The sequence below is a fragment of the Polystyrenella longa genome, from assembly GCF_007750395.1.
In the GTDB taxonomy this organism is placed as follows: Bacteria; Planctomycetota; Planctomycetia; order Planctomycetales; family Planctomycetaceae; genus Polystyrenella; species Polystyrenella longa.
On sequence record NZ_CP036281.1, the window covers coordinates 1,673,744 to 1,694,615 of the forward strand.

The 20,872-nt window shown below is 50.9% G+C and carries 15 protein-coding genes; 5 read left to right on the forward strand and 10 right to left on the reverse strand.

The genetic code is table 11. The features are described from left to right. The first annotated feature begins 674 nt into the window (after positions 1 to 674). Together Pla110_RS06275 and Pla110_RS22860 are read left to right on the forward strand one after the other, a co-directional pair. On the forward strand, positions 675 to 1,991 hold the full coding sequence (locus Pla110_RS06275; RefSeq protein WP_144994316.1) for a reverse transcriptase family protein: 1,317 nt from the start codon (positions 675 to 677) through the stop codon (positions 1,989 to 1,991). A 207-nt stretch (positions 1,992 to 2,198) separates the two neighbouring features. Beyond that, positions 2,199 to 3,113: a DNA topoisomerase I gene (locus tag Pla110_RS22860; protein ID WP_231742933.1), complete on the forward strand. Its 915-nt coding sequence runs from the start codon at positions 2,199 to 2,201 to the stop codon at positions 3,111 to 3,113. Here Pla110_RS22860 and Pla110_RS06285 read toward each other — a convergent pair. From Pla110_RS06285 to fae, 5 genes are all read right to left on the reverse strand, one after another. Continuing rightward, on the reverse strand, positions 3,094 to 3,315 hold the full coding sequence (locus tag Pla110_RS06285) for a hypothetical protein (RefSeq protein WP_144994318.1): 222 nt from the start codon (positions 3,313 to 3,315) through the stop codon (positions 3,094 to 3,096). The genes Pla110_RS22860 and Pla110_RS06285 overlap by 20 nt on opposite strands. Positions 3,316 to 3,745: 430 nt before the next feature. Next, on the reverse strand, positions 3,746 to 4,273 hold the full coding sequence (locus Pla110_RS06290) for a hypothetical protein (protein ID WP_144994320.1): 528 nt from the start codon (positions 4,271 to 4,273) through the stop codon (positions 3,746 to 3,748). A gap of 19 nt (positions 4,274 to 4,292) precedes the next feature. Further along, positions 4,293 to 4,631, reverse strand: a complete 339-nt coding sequence (locus tag Pla110_RS06295; protein WP_144994322.1) for a transposase — start codon at positions 4,629 to 4,631, stop codon at positions 4,293 to 4,295. Positions 4,632 to 4,861: 230 nt separating this feature from the next. After that, positions 4,862 to 5,056: a transposase gene (locus tag Pla110_RS23105; RefSeq protein ID WP_390620493.1), complete on the reverse strand. Its 195-nt coding sequence runs from the start codon at positions 5,054 to 5,056 to the stop codon at positions 4,862 to 4,864. A gap of 638 nt (positions 5,057 to 5,694) precedes the next feature. Beyond that, on the reverse strand, positions 5,695 to 6,192 hold the full coding sequence (fae, locus tag Pla110_RS06305; protein WP_144994326.1) for a formaldehyde-activating enzyme: 498 nt from the start codon (positions 6,190 to 6,192) through the stop codon (positions 5,695 to 5,697). A gap of 372 nt (positions 6,193 to 6,564) precedes the next feature. On the opposite strand from fae, the gene Pla110_RS06310 reads away from it, so the two are divergent. The 3 genes from Pla110_RS06310 to Pla110_RS06320 all read left to right on the forward strand — a co-directional run bounded on the left by Pla110_RS06310 (position 6,565) and on the right by Pla110_RS06320 (position 9,864). Further along, entirely contained in the window at positions 6,565 to 7,815 is a 1,251-nt protein-coding gene (locus Pla110_RS06310; protein ID WP_144994328.1) for an ATP-grasp domain-containing protein, read from the forward strand. A gap of 52 nt (positions 7,816 to 7,867) precedes the next feature. Further along, the gene (locus tag Pla110_RS06315) at positions 7,868 to 9,220 is read left to right on the forward strand and encodes an enolase C-terminal domain-like protein (protein ID WP_144994330.1); all 1,353 of its coding nucleotides are present in this window, start codon (positions 7,868 to 7,870) and stop codon (positions 9,218 to 9,220) included. Positions 9,221 to 9,426: 206 nt separating this feature from the next. Then, complete coding sequence (locus tag Pla110_RS06320; protein WP_197440540.1) at positions 9,427 to 9,864, forward strand: DUF5658 family protein; 438 nt, start codon at positions 9,427 to 9,429, stop codon at positions 9,862 to 9,864. Between the two features lie 135 nt (positions 9,865 to 9,999). Here Pla110_RS06320 and Pla110_RS06325 read toward each other — a convergent pair whose 3' ends face one another. The 5 genes from Pla110_RS06325 to Pla110_RS06345 all read right to left on the reverse strand — a co-directional run bounded on the left by Pla110_RS06325 (position 10,000) and on the right by Pla110_RS06345 (position 20,841). Continuing rightward, positions 10,000 to 11,064 (reverse strand): twin-arginine translocation signal domain-containing protein, encoded by a 1,065-nt coding sequence (locus Pla110_RS06325; RefSeq protein ID WP_144994332.1) that lies wholly within the window; start codon positions 11,062 to 11,064, stop codon positions 10,000 to 10,002. A gap of 162 nt (positions 11,065 to 11,226) precedes the next feature. After that, entirely contained in the window at positions 11,227 to 12,294 is a 1,068-nt protein-coding gene (locus Pla110_RS06330) for a prenyltransferase/squalene oxidase repeat-containing protein (RefSeq protein WP_144994334.1), read from the reverse strand. After that, positions 12,294 to 15,911, reverse strand: coding sequence for a coiled-coil domain-containing protein (locus tag Pla110_RS06335; protein WP_144994336.1), 3,618 nt, complete (start codon positions 15,909 to 15,911; stop codon positions 12,294 to 12,296). Before Pla110_RS06335 ends, Pla110_RS06330 begins: the two co-directional genes overlap by 1 nt. A 62-nt stretch (positions 15,912 to 15,973) precedes the next feature. Beyond that, complete coding sequence (locus Pla110_RS06340) at positions 15,974 to 18,544, reverse strand: vWA domain-containing protein (RefSeq protein WP_144994338.1); 2,571 nt, start codon at positions 18,542 to 18,544, stop codon at positions 15,974 to 15,976. After that, positions 18,541 to 20,841, reverse strand: coding sequence for a BatA domain-containing protein (locus Pla110_RS06345; protein ID WP_144994340.1), 2,301 nt, complete (start codon positions 20,839 to 20,841; stop codon positions 18,541 to 18,543). Before Pla110_RS06345 ends, Pla110_RS06340 begins: the two co-directional genes overlap by 4 nt. Positions 20,842 to 20,872 lie beyond the last annotated feature (31 nt).

Here is a 20,872-nt window from a genome sequence, read left to right on the forward strand (position 1 = left end):
AGCAGGTAAAGCAAGTCTGTTGAGGTCATCAGGAAAAGCGATTCAGCATGGTATTCAGCTTCTCGTCAAACAGACCCCGTCCATAATAGACAAAATTGAAGATGGATCCCCGAAGTTCTCCAGACTTTCAATGCATTCCATTTTTGTCCAGAATTACATTGACCCCCAACCATGGTTGAACCTAGTATGAGCCGATAAATTCCTGCCCTGTGAGGACTTTCCACACAGGTCGAGTATAAAACAGGACATCGTTGCACCTGCAATACAATTTGACAGACAACGTGGTTTGCGGGTCGCCCAAGCCCAGGTTTGCCATCCGCAAGGATGACAGCCGCTGTGGGGATACCCCACGGTAGAAGAGTTGCTTGACACTCGTTCCCGGAAGGTGTTACCGACTAGAAGTTAGTCGGTCTACACCTTCGCAACAGGATCCGTTGAGCGGCCCGCAAACCAATTTTATTTCACTCCGTGCCCAATCTCTGATTTTCACTCACTCAGTTTTATTCACACAGTTTCATCCACACAGTTTCATCCACACAGTTTCATCCACACAGTTTCATCCACACAGTCAGGTAGAGCAGTAATCTGTTTCTGTTTTTCTCTCCAATTCCGAGATAGAGAGGAACGACTGCCTCCGCTGTGGTGTCGCTATTCTGTTTAAGTAGACAACGTTTATGGGGTTCTTCGATTTTCTACTACGTTTGCTCGGACTGAAAAGCAAACCCCAGGCCACCATGGCTCCTGCTGCTGGTACGCAATTCAAAAAAACAACGAGCCCAAAGCGGACTGACCGTAAGCTCGATCCTCTTCGCTTTCAACGCGAACGCTGGTCGAAGGTTGCAAAATCGCCTCAACAGCAGACGACGACTTCTCGTCCTTTTTCCGTTCCTGCCGTGAAAGTCGAGCAACCTTATCCGTTTGCCCACTTCTCACCCATGGGCGATGGTTATCTCGATCTCAGTCAGGATGGCGATTCCGTTCAACTTCAGGAACTGGAGCTTCCCGAGTTCTCCAACCCACAGCAAATGGCCGACTGGTTGCAAATGCCGGTGGGGCAACTCGCCTGGTTAACATGCCAGTTTGAAGAAGGGTATGCCCACGCCACGGAAAAGGCGGCTCACTATCATTTTCGCTGGCTTCCGAAACGAAATTTTGGTTGCCGATTAATCGAATCGCCCAAGCCCCTATTAAAACAGGCCCAACGCAAAGTCCTGCGGGAAATTCTCGACAACGTTCCCACCCACCAGGCGGCGCATGGATTTGTGCAGGGAAGTTCGATTCTCACCAACGCTCAGCCACACTGCGGTAAACGAGTCGTATTGAAATTCGATCTAGAGAACTTTTATCCCCACGTCCGTTTTTCCAAAGTGGTCGCCATTTTCAGAAGCATGGGATACAGTCGCGAAGCCTCGATCTGGCTCTCTCGCTTATGTATGTCACGGTTACCGCTCGACTGTAAACCACCGACGGCGAATCCCGAAGCACTTTGGATATACCAACCCACCCACCTGCCGCAAGGGGCACCCACGTCACCCACTCTGGCGAATCTGGCCGCCTATGTTCTTGATGTGCGATTGGATGGATTAGCTCGATCCTTTGGTGCAGACTACAGCCGCTATGCCGACGACCTGACCTTCTCGGGCGATGCCCAATTTCTGAGATCGTTGAAGTCGTTTATTCCTTTCGTTGAAAAAATCATTCGAGAGACCGGTTTCAAGGTCAATAAAAACAAACGCAAGGTCATCCGCAACAACCAGCGACAGTCGGTCACGGGGGTGACCGTCAATGAGCACCCCAACATCAACCGCAAGGAATTCGACCGACTCAAAGCGATTCTGCACAACTGCGTTCGTTACGGTTCCGAATCCCAGAACCGCGACCAGCTCCCTGACTTCCAGGCCCATCTCCGCGGCCGCGTCGCCTACTTCCAGCAACTGAACCCCACCCGCGCCGCAAAACTGAAGCAGGTCTTCGAGCAGATTCGCTGGTAGGGAGGACTGGTTGAAGTGGTCACATTGACCAGCTCAACCCGACAGGTAATCAGAAAACTTTGCTCAGCTAACCTGTCAAAAATTCTACTTTGGACTTACCTTATAGTAGGTCGAGTCAGATGAACGAGCTCCAGGACATTGTTCTGCTGAATTGGCCCTCGTTGTTTCCTTCAAGTAGCTGTTATTCACTTCAGGACACTGCCTCTCGTGTTTCGTGCCGCTTTAAAACAGATGCTGAAACCGCTCATCCGACTGATTGTCGGTGTGATCGCGATTCCGCTGTTTCGGCTGTTCATGAGGAAGGTCGTGCGGTTACAAACGCTTGACGCCGAACTGGAGAAAGACCTGGAAGAGTGGTTCCGCGCGTCGCTCATGTTGCTGGTGGCGACGGCGAATATGGAACACCTCTTTTTCGGTTGGGTGCCGGTGGAATTACTGGAAGACCATGGGTGGATTACCGTCACCTTCCGAGTGATGCTGGCGATCAGCGTCGTGCAATTGATGCCCGATCAGGAACTGTTCTCCATTATTCATCCCGGTCCCCCCAAACTGAAAATTAAAGGGATTCGCAGCCTCTATACCGAGGTCCGTGATAAATGGAAGGCGATTGCCAAAGGCCTGCTCTGTCAGCACCTCAATCGATCCTCACCAATGTTCGCCATCATGGCTGCGATCTTCGGTGGAGTTGACCGCTTGCATCTTCGTGAACATTTGCAGGAAGCAGTTCACTTACTCGATCATTTTGGCAATGAAGTCGTCGGTGGCGCTAATCTGTTGGAGCATACCAATGCCGTTATTCAGGTGAATGGTTCTCAATACTTCACGATCGTCAGTAACGAAGGCTGGATCGTGGGTTGGGCGTGTTACTTCATTGCGATTATTCAGTATCTGATAATTGGACTGGTGACTTCTAAAGACAAAGCTCTCGATGCTCTCTCCGAATTCGACAGACAAGTGGCGATCCGTCGACGTGAAATTATCGACGAGTTTGCACTACCGGAAGATCGTAATCGAGGAGAAGAACATCCGGTCGGTGTCGAGCCAGAGCCAACGCTAAAGCCAGATCCAGAGCCAACGCCCGACTCGTCTTCAGATGACGAGTCTACTCCGAAGGCAGAATGAACTTGTAACTGAACGTTCCGAGCAACTGATCTTCTTCACCTCGGTGGCACTGGAGGCATTGAGTAAAAGCACGCAGTGATCCCATCATGCGAATCGATTTCGGTTGACTGTCGACGACGAGATCTTCCCCTTCAAGTATTTGAGCCAGCGCGGAGATTTCGAAATCGGTTAAGGGGCGTGTGCTGGTTTCGTGCTGTCGCAATTCCTCCATCCGGGGAAGTTCGGGAGAGTTGTACGCAACAAGTTCCCCATGCTTTAACAGGCTGACCAAATGAAGCTGAACGAGTTTCCAATCGCTATGTTGCTTATTGCCGATCGTTGGCAGTTCCTGAAAACCATGAGATCGAATGCAGCGAACATCTCGGCGGGCTGCTCAAGTATTACTACCGCGACGCTGCGTGAAACCGCCTCCAATAAATGTAGGTCCTCGTGTTGTGATTCCGCGCTACCATTTCGCTCGGAAGGTTATTTTCGCATTGAATCTGACAATCAGCTTCGAGCAGTGAAACGAATCTCGTCCGAAAACCATCTCTTGTCTGCAACACAACCACTTGGAATCACTCGTTTTCTACATCGGCTGAATATTTTTACGATACGCTGGCGCCGTGGCCGTATAAAGTGCAAAAGTCGAACTAAGGTACGGTTATTATTCCATCATCACCCAAGTCATCGATCGCCTGATAAGATACGTCATCGTCCGCCTGAAGTTTTACTGCATCATTGTAAATGCCCACATAGTAGAGACATCGACCATCACTGATAGTATGAATTCCATACACACCCACCTCGCCAAGAGTTGGGCTTCCATCAGAAAGCGTGTGAAGTTTTTTACCGGATTCCCTTCTCGCATAGAACTTGGTCAAGTTTGTAGAGAGAATTTCATTTTCTGAACTAGATATTTCTACAACTGGTCCATTGACATGATAAGTCATTTTTTCACTAATTTGAGAAGGTTTGTTAACAGGGACTGTGTAAAAGGCACCATTAAAGTCATCCGCTATTATAAAGCCGTATGAAATCACTTTTGGTTGCCGAAAGAGGAAGGATATACTAATAAACACAGTAATACCCATGAATAACAATCCGGCAATAACAGCGGTTCGTTTTAAAACTCCAGAACGCGGACTAGCTACAAAGTACTGTTGAGCGATGAGGTACATGATTTGCCTAGAGGGAGTTTCAAATCCGTTTAAGTATAAAGATCAGACAAGCGAGTTGCACGAAGCTGTGGTACAGGTGAGCGTAATAATCGTAACGCACAACCAGCCTGCGAAAGTTTTTCAGCCAACTGATCGTGCGTTCGACTCTCCAGCGTTTGCGGTAGCGGCGGAAGGATCGACCATCCTGAGTTGGTTTCTTCTTACGATTCTTTTTGTGAGGAGTGACTAACTCTATCCCTCGCCACCTGAAGAGACGGTGCCGCAGCGGATCACTGTCGGCGATTTTATCATAAAGCAGTCGTTCCGGTTCTCGATAGGGAACCACGGAATGATCGAGCAACGTTTCGATCAATTTCACCTCAGCGGGCTACGCACTATGCACCTCTGCACTCAGGGGTATTCTTCGACCATCCAAGAGCAGCATGATCTTGGTTCCCTTACCGCACTTGGTGGGCCCAACGCTTTCCCCCTTTTTTTTGTAGGAGCAAACGTGCCATCGGCCATCCCTTCAGTCCAGTCGAGTTCCCCCTCCTGCTGGAGTTTTTCTACGAGTCGTTCCCAATCGAGTCGAAAGACTCCCGACTCTGTCTATGATTTGAATCGCCTCCAACACATTGTAAAAGAGGGAAACGATTTTGGTAAATCCTTCCAACGGGCGCCTGTTCTCAGCACCCAAAGAATGCCTTCAAAGCACTCTCGTGGTGGTGCCTGTGGCCGCCCCCCCCCAAACTTGGGAGGGCCCCTCTCAGGGAAAGAGGTCTTCGACCAAAAGCCATTGCTCATCAGTGAGTTACGTAACACAGTCCGTCCTGGATGCTGTTGTGTATCGTTTGAGTGAGGGATACCATTCCAGCGTCATCTCCATTGTTAAGTCTCCTTTAAGGAGACAATACAATGCAATCAACAGACCAATTCGTTCAGTAATTCTATGGTTTTGCAGCTGCCTCTACTTACATCCAGTAAATGTAAAGCCAAGCTCAGGAATACCATCGTTATTCCAATAAAACCAAAAATGAAATCGATAAAAGACGCAATGGAAATTAATAGACCGAACAGTGTTCCAGCTCCGTAGCCAGCGGTTTTCGTCCGTGGCAAACAGATTAATAGAAGAAAGAAACCAAAAAGAAAGGCGGACAAATATAACATGGAATAGAACATAAAGGCTCTTTTTCACAGTATAGAACGAAGGAGATAGGTCCTGATCCAAGCGAATAACGATGGGTTCTGCTGTAATATTAACGGGTCTGGTCGAGATGAAAAGAACTCATTCCACAAAAAAACATCCTGATGATAATTTTATCATCAGGATGTTTAAATTTATTCTCAGCAGATCGTCGAATAACCAATCGCTATCTGGCTTCGCAAAGCCTCGCGTCGATTAACGTTCGACGTCCACAAGTCGCCCCATCGAGGCGGAGGCCTTAGACACCAGAGAAGGGGTGAGCGGCGGCGCCTTTTTTGGCGATCATTTCGTCAACAGAAGGTTCGTTTTTCATTGCACGGGCGATAGATAATTTAGTCGCTTCGTAGTTGTATTCGAAGATTTTCTTGTCGTCGCTGGCTTCCCAGTGGATGAAGACGCCACAAACGATAACCAGGTCTTCTGCCTGGTCTTTGGGAATGACCCCTTCTTCGACAGAATCAGCGACCGCTTTGGCAACGGCGTACTGAGCTGGTCCGAACATCTGAACGGCCTGTTTGGCTCCTTTGATGGTCACTTTGGTGATCATCACGGTAGCGGGTTTAACGGCCAGATTCGGTTCGAGGACGGCCAGCAGGTTGCTGTGTCCAGCAGTCTGGCTGCAAAGAGCGTTTGAGAATGCGGTTCCAACGGGACCCGTTTTATCGCCAATGAGCAAGTCGATATGAGCGACTTCGTTACCTTCACCGACCAGAGCTTCACCAATGTACAATGACATGTTGCTTCTCCTGAAATTTCTTGAGTGTTCCGACAGAGGGGTAAGTTAGTGAGTCTCTGACGGAGCGTAGGGGCATCTATATTGTGAGCGGTCGAATTGAGCTCTTCTCAACTCGAATATGGTACGATCGGATGTCGCTACACTCACCGTAATTGAATCGATATGCGATAGTCAGCGGAACGGAACACCGGAAAGAAGGCCCTGAGGGGCGAGAACCCGGCGATTTAGACCCGCTTGGATGATTGGCAGTCAGTCTACTGATTTCTGGAAATTTCGCTCCGGATGTCGCAGCACCGATCCGCTTTTCATTCCCCATTTGATAGCATTTCAGCCACTTGATTTCCAGTTCGTGCGGAAACTTTTCAAAAGAGGGTGATTCAAATCTCTCAAACGGCGTCTAACTCCGGTTTAAAACCGATTTTAATTGCCGGATGTTCGGTTCGGGCTGCAGTCTGGTCGGCGAGAAGCGTCCAAATTGCCTGTATCGCCGCCGATCAATTCGGTGACGTCGATCTTCGTGCGTCGGGCGTCGCCTGGCTTCCCCTTAGTTCCGATTATCATGAACTTCCCGAATATGTCCAACAACTGGACCTTTCCGGCTGGTGTTACACAGGTGGCCTGGAAAATCATCCGGAACTATTGAGACAGTGTGAACGGAGCGCCCCTTTATTCGGCGTCCGTAGCTATTCGGTAGAACGACTACGCGATCCGATACTACTATCCCGCGTTGTGGAACCGACGGGTATTCATGTGCCTGAAACCAGATTGATGACCGGAAAGGCCCCCGACGGGGACTGGCTGCTCAAACCCTGGCGCTCGGGGGGAGGGCAGCGAATCCGCCAAGCCGACAGAGCAGGGGCACAAACAGGGACAGGGGGCGAGTCGTTTTATCTGCAGCGACGCGTTCGTGGAGTTCCTTATTCGGTCAGTTTTCTCGCCCGGAATGGAAAAGGAGAGATTCTGGGGGCTGTGCGGCAGTTCATCGCGACCTCCAGCGAAATCCAGGTATCTCGGGGGATACGCCTTCAGTTCCCATTTCTTTTTTGTGGCGGCGTGACCTGTGAAGTCGGGGAAGTGGCCTCCCCAGATGTTCTACAGGATTTGGTTGATCGCCTTGTTCAGGAATTCGAACTGGTGGGTTTATGTGGTATCGATTTAATTAAAACGGACACATCCCGAACTTGCCTGCTGGAAGTGAATCCCCGGTATACAGCGACGATGGAATTGCTGGAGCGACGGAGTGGAACCCGTTTTCTTCCACAGCATTTTGCCGCTTGTCAGGGAAAAGAAGCTACGATTCCAGCGTTTTCTGCCACAAAAGACAGCGTCCGACCGATGTATGTCGCCAAACAGGTCCTTTACACGCCGACAGGGCTGACCATCGGCGAGGAAGGCTTGGTTTCCTTGCTGGGAGGGAGCTTTCTCCAAGCGTCAGACGCCGAGATTATTTTGGCAGATCAGCCTGCTCCAGGCTCCGTTTTACAGGCGGGTTGGCCTATTTGCTCGTTAATTTCGCTCGGAAGGACGGAAGAGCAATGTTTACGGACTCTTCGGTACTATGCCGGAAGGTTGGCTATTGTGCTTGATCAGGAAAAATGGTCCGAGTATCATCGAGACCTGTAAATTCTAATTCCCCCGGCAGCTTTACTTTAACGAAAATCAATATCCCCCGGTCATGAGTAATCCACACGATGTTCGCATTCAAGAAGTGAGTTGCGAAATTGAATCTGTCGTCTTTCGAACACCATTGAAATTTGGAGGACGGGTTGTAAGTAAAGCTGAACTACTGAACGTCTTCGTGACAGTGGAGCGGCGCGATGGACATCTCGCCGAAGGCTTCGGGAGTATGCCATTAGGAAACATCTGGGCCTGGCCCACGGACAAAGTCGAACCCGAGACGACTTTGGAGATTATGAAGAAGTTCGGTGAGGAGGTTGCCCGAATCGCCAATGCCTACACACCGTATGGGCATGCACTCGAAATCAGCTTTCAGCTCTCGGCCGAGTACTACCATCTCGGGCGGACATTACCGGGTCGAATGGGGCACGATGTGGTCATGCCGGAACTGGCTCAATTGGTGGCGGCCAGTCCGTTTGATGCCGCACTCCATGATGCTTACGGACGCGCGCAGGACTTAAACAGTTACAACACACTCTCGTCCGAATTCATGAACGAGGATCTGGCGTTCTACCTTGACGATCAATTCGAGGGAGAATACCTCGACAAATACACACTGCGGGAACCGACCAAAACTCTACCGCTCTATCATCTGGTCGGTGCACTGGATCCATTGACCGACGGTGATATTGAAAACCGGATTGGCGACGGCATGCCGGAGACACTCGGAGAGTGGATCAAGGCAGATGGTCTGACACACCTGAAAATCAAACTGGCGGGCGACGACTTGGAGTGGGACGTCAACCGAGTTATCTCGATTGACAGGGTGGCCTCGGAAGTTCAGGCGGAGCGAGGTTGCACCGAGTGGTATTACTCTTGCGACTTCAACGAGAAATGCGCGAACGTTCAATACGTTCTCGATTTTCTGAATCGCATTCGAGAAGTAGCGGCGCCTGCTTTTGATCGGATTCAATATATTGAACAACCGACCTCTCGCGATCTGAAAGCGAACCCCGGTAACAAAATGCATGAAGCAGCAAAGATCAAGCCGATCGTGATTGATGAAGCGCTCACCGATTACGAAGCTTTACTACTGGCACGGGAACAGGGTTACTCCGGTGTGGCTCTCAAAGCGTGTAAGGGCCAAACGGAATCACTTTTCATGGCCGCTGCCGCTCAGAAGTTTGGCATGTTCCTCTGTGTGCAGGATCTGACCTGTCCCGGTTATTCATTCCTGCACTCTTCTTCGCTCGCGGCCCGTATCCCGGGCGTTGCGGCCATCGAAGGTAACGGGCGACAATTCTGTCCCGCTGGGAATAAAAAACTCGCAACAGAGTTTCCCTCAATGTTCAAAATTAAGAATGGAACAGTGGATACCGGTGTTCTGAATGGAGAAGGACTCGGCTTCTAAAGAGCCACAATCTTTCTGGGCTATGAAGATATAACCGATTAAGACATAACCGATTAAGACATAGAAGTGGCCGGGTTCCATTCTCAAACAGGGAACTCGGCCTCTTTGCTTTCTGGTAGACTCGACAAACGGGAAGCCTAAACGAACAATAGATCTGGTTTCCCATTTTCTGTTTCCAAACTCCATTCGAGGAACGAGGGGTTTAAATGACAGCTGAGAGAAAAAGTGAGCCGGAATCTGAAGGAAAGTCGCCAGAAGAGGTCTCCTTATGGGAGTTCTGGACGACCTTACCGATCAAACTTCAGCGCGAATCTGTCACATTCATCATTATCAATCTGTGTGATATTCTGATGACGTGGTTTCTACTGGCGGGGCGACCGATGCATTCCGATCACCATACGGGGAATAGCTTCTACGAATCCAATCCGTTGGCCGGGTACATTCTCAATCACTGGGGGATTGAGGGGATGGTCTACTTCAAATCGGCGATGGTGGGATTCGTGATTCTGGTCACCCAGATCATCGCCCAGTCCAAATTGCCCGTCGCTCGCTGGATTTTGAACTTTGGTTCTATCATTGTACTGTGTGTGGTCTGCTACAGCTTCTGGCTTTATAAACAACACGCGGGACCAGTCGATGTCTGATCCCGCGCGGTGAGGTCATTTGGTTATTGGAGCCATCCTGAAAACCGGTTGTGGTTACGTTTAACCTCACGAGACAGGGACGAATCGGACCCCTCAGAGGGTTTCAGGGCCGCTTAAAATTTTCAAGTGGTCCTTTTAGACACGGACCAGCTTGTTAATGCGGCCTGTCGAGACCCATTCGGAAACGTAAATGTTGCCGTCCGCATCGAAGCAGGCGTCGTGAGGATGAACGAATTTGCCTGATTTCCATCGCGAGGCATCGCGTCGAACTTCGAAGCCATCCAGAACCTCTTTAGTCCACTCAGGATCGTTACCCAGATGCACGATCGGTTTGTTGTTAATATCAAACAGGGAAACACGCGCGTGCAAATCAGGCACCAGCATGATTTCGCCTTGAATATCGATGTCCGCTGGGAAGTTCACATCGTCAACGAAGTCGATGTGCTCTCCTTCAAGAGTGAAGTATTGCAACCGGGCGTTGGCGCGGTCAGCGACGACCAGTGAAGGCGTACGCCCCGGACGATCATCCAGCCAGAGTCCATGCGGTGTCTGCATTTTGCCAGGTTCAGTTCCTTTGCCTCCCCAGGTACGAACCCACACGGCATCTTTATCGTACTGATGGATGAAGTGAGAACCGTAACCATCGCCCACATAGAAACCACCATCGGGATGGAAAGCGACGTTCGTGGGGCGGAACTCATCAATACGCGAATATGCGTGGGCTTCAGTGGGATAGCTCAGCTTCCAGATCTGCTCGCCCGATAACGTCGTTTTGATGACTTCCCGATTCTTAACATCGGAGAGGTACAGGAACTGTTCGCCATCTTCAGAACGAACATCGATGCCGTGTCCACCGCCATGATATTCTTTGCCGAAGGAGCGGACGTACTTACCATCAGGGTCGAATACCACGATGGCGTCCATCACTTCTTCTTCCGCCGATTGATGTTTGATGTAAATCATTCCCTCGCCATCGATGGCTACCCCGTGGGTAGCCCCCCAACGGATTGAGTCAGGAAGTTCTCCCCAACCGTGCTGACAGCTGTATTGATATTCCCCTTCGCCAACTATGGGTGTCTTCTTACCTGATTTGTCGGAGGCGCGAACGAAGAAGGGCTGCAAGGCAGTAGCGGCAGCAATGCCTGTGCCGGCCGTTTTTAAAAACGTGCGGCGGCTGGTGCGTGGGTCGTTAGCAGACATGGTGGGCAGGAACCTTTCCAGAAGGTGGGGAAATGAAGCGGTAGATAATGTGATTTGCGAACAGTCAGTTCGGGTGAGATCGCTGAGAAAACAAGTGGAGAGAACAGATCCATCCTAGCTTTTCAAAGAGGAAGGCTCCAGCCCCTATTCGCGGGAAATTGCTCAGCGCTGGTAGATTGGGAGGTACTGATATTCGACCGCCAAAGCAAGAATCGCCATCGTAGTGCAGTAGACTTTACCGGCGCTCCGCTCCGATCCATGGTTGGCTAGCCAGCTTCCGTCAGGCTGTTGTTCATCAAGAAGGGTCTTGAATAGCGGGTCTCGCGTGTCGGTCCAGTATCGACCTCCCATTTGAAACATGCCAACGGAGCAATAATAGGCACCATAGAAGAAATACTGATCGTTAAACTTCAATGGGCGCGCTCGCAAGCCTTCCGCCGCGCGGAGTGTGGCGGGGGAGAGATGTTCGCCGCATATTTCCAAGGCAAGGATACCCGTTCCAGAACGCGTGGCGGTGGGGTTGGAACCGGGCTGATAAGCGAAGCCAGGGTCATTGACCGTCGCGCAGCGTTTGACATACTCGACGGCTCGGTCGATATTCTCGGCAGGAACATTGCAGCCTGCATTACGAGCAGCCCGTAATGCCAACAGTTGCCAGCCCGTGACACTCAAGTCCGAATCCCGGCTGGTGGGCTGATATCGCCAACCTCCTGCATGGCGGGTGGGTTTATCGACATTCTGCGCTTTAAGGATCACTTCAAGAGCTTCCTCCAATGCTTTGCGGCAACGTTCTTCTGTCAATTCCGATTGAGCATCAGCCCCGTTCTGTTTCAGCATTCCGACTGCTTCGGCCAGCATCAGCGTACTGATTCCGTGACTGTAAAAAGGGCCGTGGCTTTTTTTGTGAACCAGCATGCCATTCAGTTGATGATCAAGAACCCAGAGAATTCCATCTTCAATCTGTTGACCATAGGGACCTTCTCCGGGAGATTGCCCTGAAGCCATGAAGGCCATCACCGAGAGCGACGTCGCCGCCGTGGAACTTCCAAAGCTGTCGATCTTCCAGGAGTGATCTTTCTCCTGTGCCTGGGATAAAAATTGCAGCCCTCTGGCGATGGCTTCATCAATCTGATCGTTGGGAACTTGTCCGAACACACTGTGTCGAGACGAGTTGGCGAAGGGGAAGATCGCAAATAGAATAAATAATAAAGTGAGGGTGAACCTGTCCATCAGGGAGACTCCTTCGGTGCAGGTTTGAGATAGGACTGAGGAGTCCGTGGGGCGGCCAGCTGTTTAAAGTAAGATTCAATTTGCCGGGCGTATTCCGGTTTATGGCGATAACGAGTTGCCTCGCGTATCTCCGATTTCAGTTCGGTACTGACGGCTCCCCAAGGACGTTGGGACAGCAACTCCAGTTCTTCCTGAAGCTGATCGGCGGTGAGAACCTGTTTGGTTCCGGTGCCTCCTTCTTCGGCCTGCGATCCGGAGCTACCCTCCTGATCGGAAGAGGAGGGGGCCGATTCGGACTGTCCGCCGGTGCCCTGTTGGTTCTGCAACTGTTGATTCGCCTGCTGAAGCGCCTGAGCCGCCTGCTGCAGATTTTGCGAGGCGGGCGAACCAGACTGAGTCGAATTGGAGCTGTTTGGGTTGGGAGATTCTCCCTTTCCGCTCGGTGGTGATTGTCCCTCTTTCGCAGCAGTTTGCTCACCGTCGGGCGACTCTCCTTGAGCATCTCCCTGTTGCTGATTGGCCTGTTGTTGATTCATCTGCTGCGCCAGTAGTTGCTGGGCGTTGTTAAGTTGATTGGCCGCTTCAGCAATCTGTTCAGAAAAAGACTGCGGAATGGGAACAGCCTGATTTTCTTCCGATTGAGTCAGTTGATTGAGAGTGAGTGCGGCCTGCTTTAACATCGTTGCCGAATTACGAGTTGATTCCCGTGCGAGAAGATAGTCATGAGATTGTAATCGCCGTATCGACCGCTCCAGCGGTTTCTCAGCCTTCTTCAGAAACTGGCGAGGCACATTCAGCTGTTCGCTCAACTCGTTGGGTTGTTGTTCCGCAGCCGTGGCAAGTTGAACGGCCTGTTCGGTAAGTCGGTCCAGCTGATTTTCCAGTTGATTCACTCGGGTTTGTAATTGATCCTGACCTTCCCGCCGTGCCGCGTGTCTTGCCGCCGGTCGATTAGCTTGCGCTCCCAATTGCTGGCTGAGTTCCTGCTGAGTCTGGTTTAACTCCATAGCAGCAGCGGAAAGTTCCGGGGCTGAGTCACTCAATTGTTCCGCCGTTTTACTTGCCTGTTGAGAAGACTTCAGGGCCTCAGGAAGTTGCCCTGCCAGAATCTGATTGGAAGTCTCTTCCAGTTTGCGAACTAATTCCAGTGCCGTCTGCGTCGGGGGAGATTGCGAGCCCGATTGCTGTGCTGATTGCAATACGAGGGTGGCGGCGCGTTGTTGTTGACGTTGTATTTCCCGCTGCAAGCGAGCAAGTTGCTGCTGAAGTTCCTGTTCTTCCTCTTCCGTCAAGTTTTCCTGAAGGTCATTGATGTTTTTTAATTGTTTTAGTTCGGCCTGCTGCTGCCCCAGATCAGACACAATGGATTCGTTGATGGCCGATTGTTGATTCGCGGCTGCTTGAAGCTGCGTTGCGACCTGACGTAATTGCTGCATCAATGCAGCCTGCGCTGCTTCGGCCAGTTCCGGATGACGGGTGAGGAAGTCTTCCATCGATTGATCGAGTTCAGTTCCTTCCGCCAGCTGACGTTCAAGTTCGCCCGACTCGGAAGGTTCTGTCAACTGGTCGGCCAGATTCTGTGACCGTTGGGCGAGTTCGGATAACTCAGGAATTTCTTCTTTCAGTTTGATCAGATTCTCCAGCCACGCTTCCAGCTGAGCGACCTGTTTCTTGGCCGTTTTTAATTGTTGGCTCGCAGCTGTTAATGGAGGCAGAGCATCCTTGGGAGAAGTGGTCGCGCGATCTTGGACTTCCTGGAGATGCTGTTCGGCGGAAGGGAGTTCATGCCGTGCGACATGCTGAGCCAGCGGGGCGAGTTCTTTATAGAGAGCATGTTCATTAAACTGACTGGCAATTGCTTCCAACTGTAGTCGAAGTTCTTCCTGTTCCTCAATCAATTCTTCAGGTAAACGACGGTCTCCCCCTTCCAGGGGTTGATCCAAGCGAGATCGGATCGCCAGTTTATCGACATCCGTTTCCTGCTTTTCCAAATCCGTTTTCAACTTGGCCAGTTTGTGCATTAATTCTTCATCAAGAGCCTTGTCCTGAGCATCTGGTTCTTCAATGAGCGAGGGGTCGAGTAACTCGATCAGCGGAACAGGATCCGTCCAGGTTTCATTAGGACGGGGGTGCACCCGGTTGTCCGTTGCTCGAAAGCTTACCTCGACTTCTGTTGCCTCAGACAGCTCTTCTTCCGAAAGTGGAAAACGAAAATGGAGTGGAACCTCAGGAGATGCTGATTCTAATTGTTCGACAGGAGTTATGATTCTCGCGGGTTGATCAGAGCTCTTGATGATCATTTCCACTCGAGTCACGGTGTAGTCATCGGTGGCATGCACTGGAAGATCAAACTGCGACGGTTCTTCGTTCTCTCGTTCTGTCTTTGTGATTTGCGTGGGTTCAACTACAGGCGGCTGATCCGGTTGCACCTGCAAGTGCCGACGAACTTCATCCCGATAGGTAAAGCGGTGTTTATCTTCATATTGAATCGAAAAAGTTCCCGATTCGCTGGCGGGAATTTTCGCGAGGGCAGTTCTACGGTCTTCTTTGATTTCTAAAGGAATTGATTTCGGTCCCTCTATTTCATTATCCGGTTGAAATAAAACTTCGCCACTGGCGATGGGTTGGTTACTGATGAAACTAAGCAGAACATTGCTACCTTCGGGCACCATCATTTCGCCCAGAGCCCCGTCATGAGTGATCGGTGAATGCTCCGTGTAGGCGGGCGGAGTGATGGTAATATTGGCCGATTCCAATTGGGGCATCACTACAACCTCGAGACGATATCGGGCCGATTCGTCGAAGGAATTGTTCGAACTGACCCAGTATTCCCGAGAGCGATCGATCTGATCCCAACGTATCGGGTAGGTCCCCGTCGCTTCATCGAAATGAAGTCGCGCGGACTGCGGTGCGGAATCGTTTGCTTGCCAATTCAATTGAAGATCCAGTTTTCCATGGCGTGGTCGTTTAGCCAGCTTCGCGGCGAGGTCTATAGAGCTTCCTATCGGAATAGACTGGTTTCCTCCTTCGATCACAATCGTGGGTTCCGCAGAAACCGATTGCCACGGTGTTAGTATTCGTTGCCAAGGGGAAGTGCGGTAAGCAAAGAAGAGAAAAAAGAGCCCTGACACAATGAGCAGCCCCAACCACACGAGACTAATGCGGAGCGTCCGAGCGGGTCGCAGGCTCGATTGTAATTCAACCGAGCGTAGACTGCCCACGGCCTGATGAATGGTCGATTGCTGCAGTTGGCGTTCCAGGTTCGAGGTTGAATGTTGCTGTTGATAGTCGACTGCAGCGAGTAACCGTTCTTCAAGTTCCGGGTGGGAATCTTCAATGATCGCCGCTAGTTGGGTGTCGGTGGGGCTTTCCTCGCGTAACTTCTGCAGGCGAGTGAATAGCCAGAGAAGACTGGTGAGGACAATGCATACGAAACCAACATTCCGCCACGAAGCCGATAGGAAATAAAACGTATCGAGTACCCACAAACACCAGAGCCCTCCCACCAGGACAAGCAGCGCCTGCAATGTCGTTCGCAAGGTGACCCACCGTTGCCAGCGGATCCGAACTGATTGCAGCAGTTCCTGTAACTCGGTGATGGGGGGATGGGTCGACATGGGATGTTTTACTCAGTACGGAACGGAAAATCAGACGGAAGCTATTCAAAAAGAAAATGAGATTATGGTAGCCCATGCCACTTGCGAAGCAGCCACTCCAAGCTGAGCAGCAGCACGAATAAAGCGAGCCAGAGAGGATGTGTCCAAATCTCTGTCTGTTCTCGCCAGGTTTCTGAGGAGCTACGTGTCTGAATTATATCAGGAATCTGACCAAGTTGATCGAGTTCCAGTAATTTTCCACCCGTCAAATTGGCCAGCTCTGCGAGCAGTTCTCGATTCGCAATTGTTTCGGTTTGCTCTCGCGATGGCACTGGCCTTACAACATAGGGGGCCATGATTTCTTCAGCGAAAACGTCGTCATCCGTCGTTTCCAGCAGGAACTCGTACTCTCCTTCGGTCAGATTCTCGACTACGGCGGTCATCGATTGCTGGCGACTTGGCAGGGGAAGTAACGGAAGGCGGGCGATGGGTTTTTCATCCCGGGTATGAGGGAGTTTATAAACAACGACCTGTGGATTGAGTTCCGAAAGTCGGTCCAGCAGAATACTGGAAAAGTGAGCATGCAGGCGAATTGCCTGGTTCGGAGTTCCTTCAGCTCGCTCTGGACCGAATCGAACGAGATCGGTTTCGACAGAAAGTTTGTTTTGAATCGCCCAGCGGGCCACCTGTCCCCAGAAGCGATGATGAAACTGATCACCAACCCGCTTCCGCCAGCGCCATGTACTATCGATCCCCATCCAGCCAACCTGCCCCTGTCCATACTGCTGGTACAGCATGGCCGGTTGACCGGGTTTGTTTGGATCAGGAAAAGCTTCGAGTACGATTTCCGCTGCCGGTTTGGGAGAACCCGTGAATACAGAAAAATGCCCCGGCAGGCGTTGCCAGACTTGTTGATTCAGATCGGGTTGATCGGCGAACTGCAAAAATGAAATTCCATATCCAATTACGGTTGGAAGAACGGGCATTCCCATGGGGAGCGGATCGGCGGTGGACTCTAATGGTTGAATGCGGCGGGGATCGATGACGGGTGCCAGTTGAGAGGCGATGGTTTCCTGATCCCAGGCTTTGATCAACTGAGAACCCGGCAATAACACAAGTGTCTTACCTTCTTCGGAGACGAATTGTTCCAACTGCTTCCAGAATATTATGGATGTATTGGGAGGGCCTGTTTCATTCAATTGGGAGGATGTAATATCACCCAGAATGATCAGGTCAACGCCTTCAAATATTGAGTCCTGATATTCCGGCCTCAATTGGAGTTGGGTCGCAAAAGGAGGTTCCGGTTTCTGCTGATCGGTGGAGAGCAGGGGGGGATTCAATAGTACCGTCTGCAAACTGATCCGCTCATCCCGTTCTAACGCGTTATGCAGAAATCGAAATTCCCAGCGAGGATGGCTGTCGATCAACAACGCGTTGATCGTGTTGTCTAATACCTGCTGAGTAAAATGCTGCTGGTTGTTCTCGGTTGTGAATTCATCCTGATGGGCCAGTACTTTTATTTCATAATGGTGTTGTTCCGCTATATCGGTCTGCAATGGAAATGATATCGTCTCCGAGGAGTGAGCCACAGCCGATGTCACAAATGATTGTTGCTCAATCAGTTCTCCCTGATGATAGAACTCGATAGTGATTTCTTCTTCGGGAAGTTCGATCGTTTCGATATTCACCGTCACGGACGATTCATCATTCAGGTAGACCGCCGGAGGTGCAGCGACTTCCTGAAGAATTATATCCGCTGGTCGCTGTTCTGATCCCACGATGACGGGGTAAACAGGTATCTCAAGCTGCTTCAGACTGGAAGCGAGTTGCAACGGATCGATGGGCTGGTTGTGTTGGCCATCCGTGAACAGGATGATACCCGCGACAGGTTGCGATCCAGAGAGCTGAATCGCTTTTTGCTGAACCGGAATCAGGTCTGTTTCTGTTAATGACAGTACTTCTGTTGGTGCCAGTTCTTCGCTGATGGACGGGTCCAGTTCTTCCTTGTTCTCTCCGTTGGGGTCGTCACTTTCTTCATCGATTTCTGTCTCTCCAGCGAACTTCAAGTACTCCAGTAAATGTTTTTCTTCTAAGGATTTTCGAAATGCGACATCCTGCTGTTGGAGCGAACGGGTGACGATCTCATTTCGTGTTAATGTCGAAAGCTGTTCAAAGAGAGCCGTGAGATTTTCATCCTGAACTTCCTGCTGGATTTCCTGCGGTGGCGCTTCTTCATTCTTCGGTTCCGACTTCTCAATGGGTTCGACGATTAGTTCCGTTTCGGGAGTAACCCAGTTCATCGCCCGCGCCCAACGGAGTTTTTCCTCAGGCGACGCATGTCGGTCCTTAAGCTGCATGCTTTCGGAAACGTCCATTGCGATCAATAATTTACTGGTTCGATCTCGTTCATAGGATCTGATGAGAGTCGGTTTCCAGAACGTCACCAGCAGCAACAGCAGGATTAAGCTACGCAGTCCAAGTAACGACAGGCCGACGGGACGCGAAACAAGTTGCTGTTCCTGTTTTAAAAGTCTCCAGATGAAAAGGCTGGCAAGAATAATCAACACGGTCCATAACAGGCCGGTTTGGTATCCCCTCTCCCAATGGAGTTCCGCGAAAGAGAATGAGCATTGGGTCAAATGCAGGAAGTTCATGCTGAATCCTCCTGTTGGACAGCGGGCACTTCTGGTTCCGATTCGTGCATTGCCTCCAGTTCATGCGCATCCCGGACCAGATAATGCGTGAAGAACTGCTCCCCCAAGAGGAATATCACGAACAGCAACAACAGCCAAGTGGTTATCTCTGTACGACCTGTGCTGGTGAGCATTTCGGATTGGAGCTCCTGCCAGTTGGTGTGAACTTGCCACGGATAATCTCGACGGAGTGACGTTTCTTCTGCTTCAGTCAGTGATATCGGATTCGATTCTGTTGGATCGAAACCGACGACGAAATCCTCCGAACTTTTCGGTTTCTCATCGGGGTTGTCGAACTGACCTCTGCCTTCAAGCCGGTAAATTCCCGCCGTCGCAGTCTGGTCGAATAAAACTCGATCTTCCTGATTGAGCCGGACCGGTGTCGAAACTCCGGCAGGGGAGGTTATTTCGTAATCGAGTTCGGCGGGATCGAACTCGTCAGTCTTCTTGAACTCCTGAATGATGGGCTGACCAGCTGTGAGAATATGTCGGCTTTGGTGATCGAACAGGGAAAGTAATAACTCATGCACGAAGGGGACGTAGTCCGGTTTCGTCGGCAGGTTGGACCAGGTCGCATTGAGAGGCGTGGTGACGATGGCGATTTGGCCATTTGCAACGGTGCCCGTTATCAACCAGGGATCGCCCGTCTTCAGGAGAAGGTCGGTTTGGAGTCGTCCCGATTTATTCCCGTCGGCCGTCTCCGGAATCTGAAGAGACCACCACTGACTGAAGATCGCTTCAGTGAGGCCTCCCAGTTCTTCGGCTCGGAACGGTTTTAACCAACCGGACTCAAGCGAACGATCTTCAAGGTGGATGCCTCCTCGCGACGGTTGAGGATCCGTTTTGATTTGGTTGAGTTTTAATGAGAGTAAACCGTCCTCAGGATGAAAGATCGTTTCGTTCCAACGATCTGCCCGAGTTTGATCGCCCAGAAGCAGCAACAGGTTTCCTCCTTGTTGCAGATATTGCCGGAGTAGTCGAACGTGTTTTTCAGAAACGAGAGGCAGATTGGCCAGACAGAGGACGTCGCAATCAGCTAAAGCATCCAAGTCTTCTGGTAATGTTTGTTTGACTTTAAAATCAATAAGGTTGTTGTCGCGCAGGATATTTGTGGCTCTCTGTTGAGCGGCAGTCAGTGCGGTCGACAGATAAAAACTTTCCATTAAGGTTGGATCAGTGAAGATGTTCTGTTCGATGAACTGTACAGAGACCTGCGAACGGACCTCTAGTACAGAATGGACCTGGTCGTCTCCGGGCCAATCATCGCTTTCCCACTCTAGAGTGATTAAATGAGCTCCGGGTGTCGTGGGGAGATAGTCGAAGCTCAACGTATTCAGTGAAGCGGGCGCCATTCTGATTTCGCGCGACTGCTGACTGAGACGTTGACCATCGATGCTGAGGTGAACCGTCCGGGTTCTCTCTTCTGCTCCAAAATGCCGGGCGGTTGTGGTGATTTGCAAAGGGCGATTGGAAACCGTCGTTTCGCGAGAGAGAGCTGGAGTTTCGAGGCCACTGTTTATTAGAGGTTTGGCATTTTCTTCAGCCGTCAGCAAGAGGATCGACCAGATTCGGGGTGGAATCGATGTAATCTGATACAGGTTCTGGAGTCGCTGCCAGAGTTGTTCCTCTTGCGGATGCCAGCTGGCGGCCTGGTTGTCGCTGAGAATCAGGATTTCACGCTGGAGTTGATCGATCTCTTGAAACTGCTGCACTGCATGAATCAACGTCAGTGGGAGATTGGCACTACCGCTAGCGGGGGGAAGTTCATTGAGGGCGGTACGGACCTGCTCTGGTTCCGAGGTCCAGCCGGGTAACAACTTTTGGGGAACATCTCGCGCCGCGAGTAAATAAAACTGATCGCCCGGGTGGGCTTCATCCAAAATATCGCGAATGATCTCTTTCGCCCGATCGATGGGTTTCTGGTTTACGTCCCGTCGATCCATGCTGAGGGAACTGTCCAACACGATCAATAGCGCTCGGGGATCACGTTGTGTTTCTGCAGAGAATAAGATGACCCCGGACATCCACGGTCGCGCCAACGCGCAGCAGATCAGGCAGATCAGGAGAATCCGGAGCAGCAGGAGGAGGAGATGTTCCAGTTGGTATTTGCGGCGTGTTCGTTTACCAAGTTCCAGAAATTGCATCGCCCCCCATTCGACGACCTTCACATTCTTGCGACTGAGCAGATGGATCAGAATCGGCAATGCGATACCGAGTAGCCCCAATAGCAAGATTGGATTAAAGAAGGAAATAGACATAAAAGGAGAAGACTACAGTACGGAGAATAGT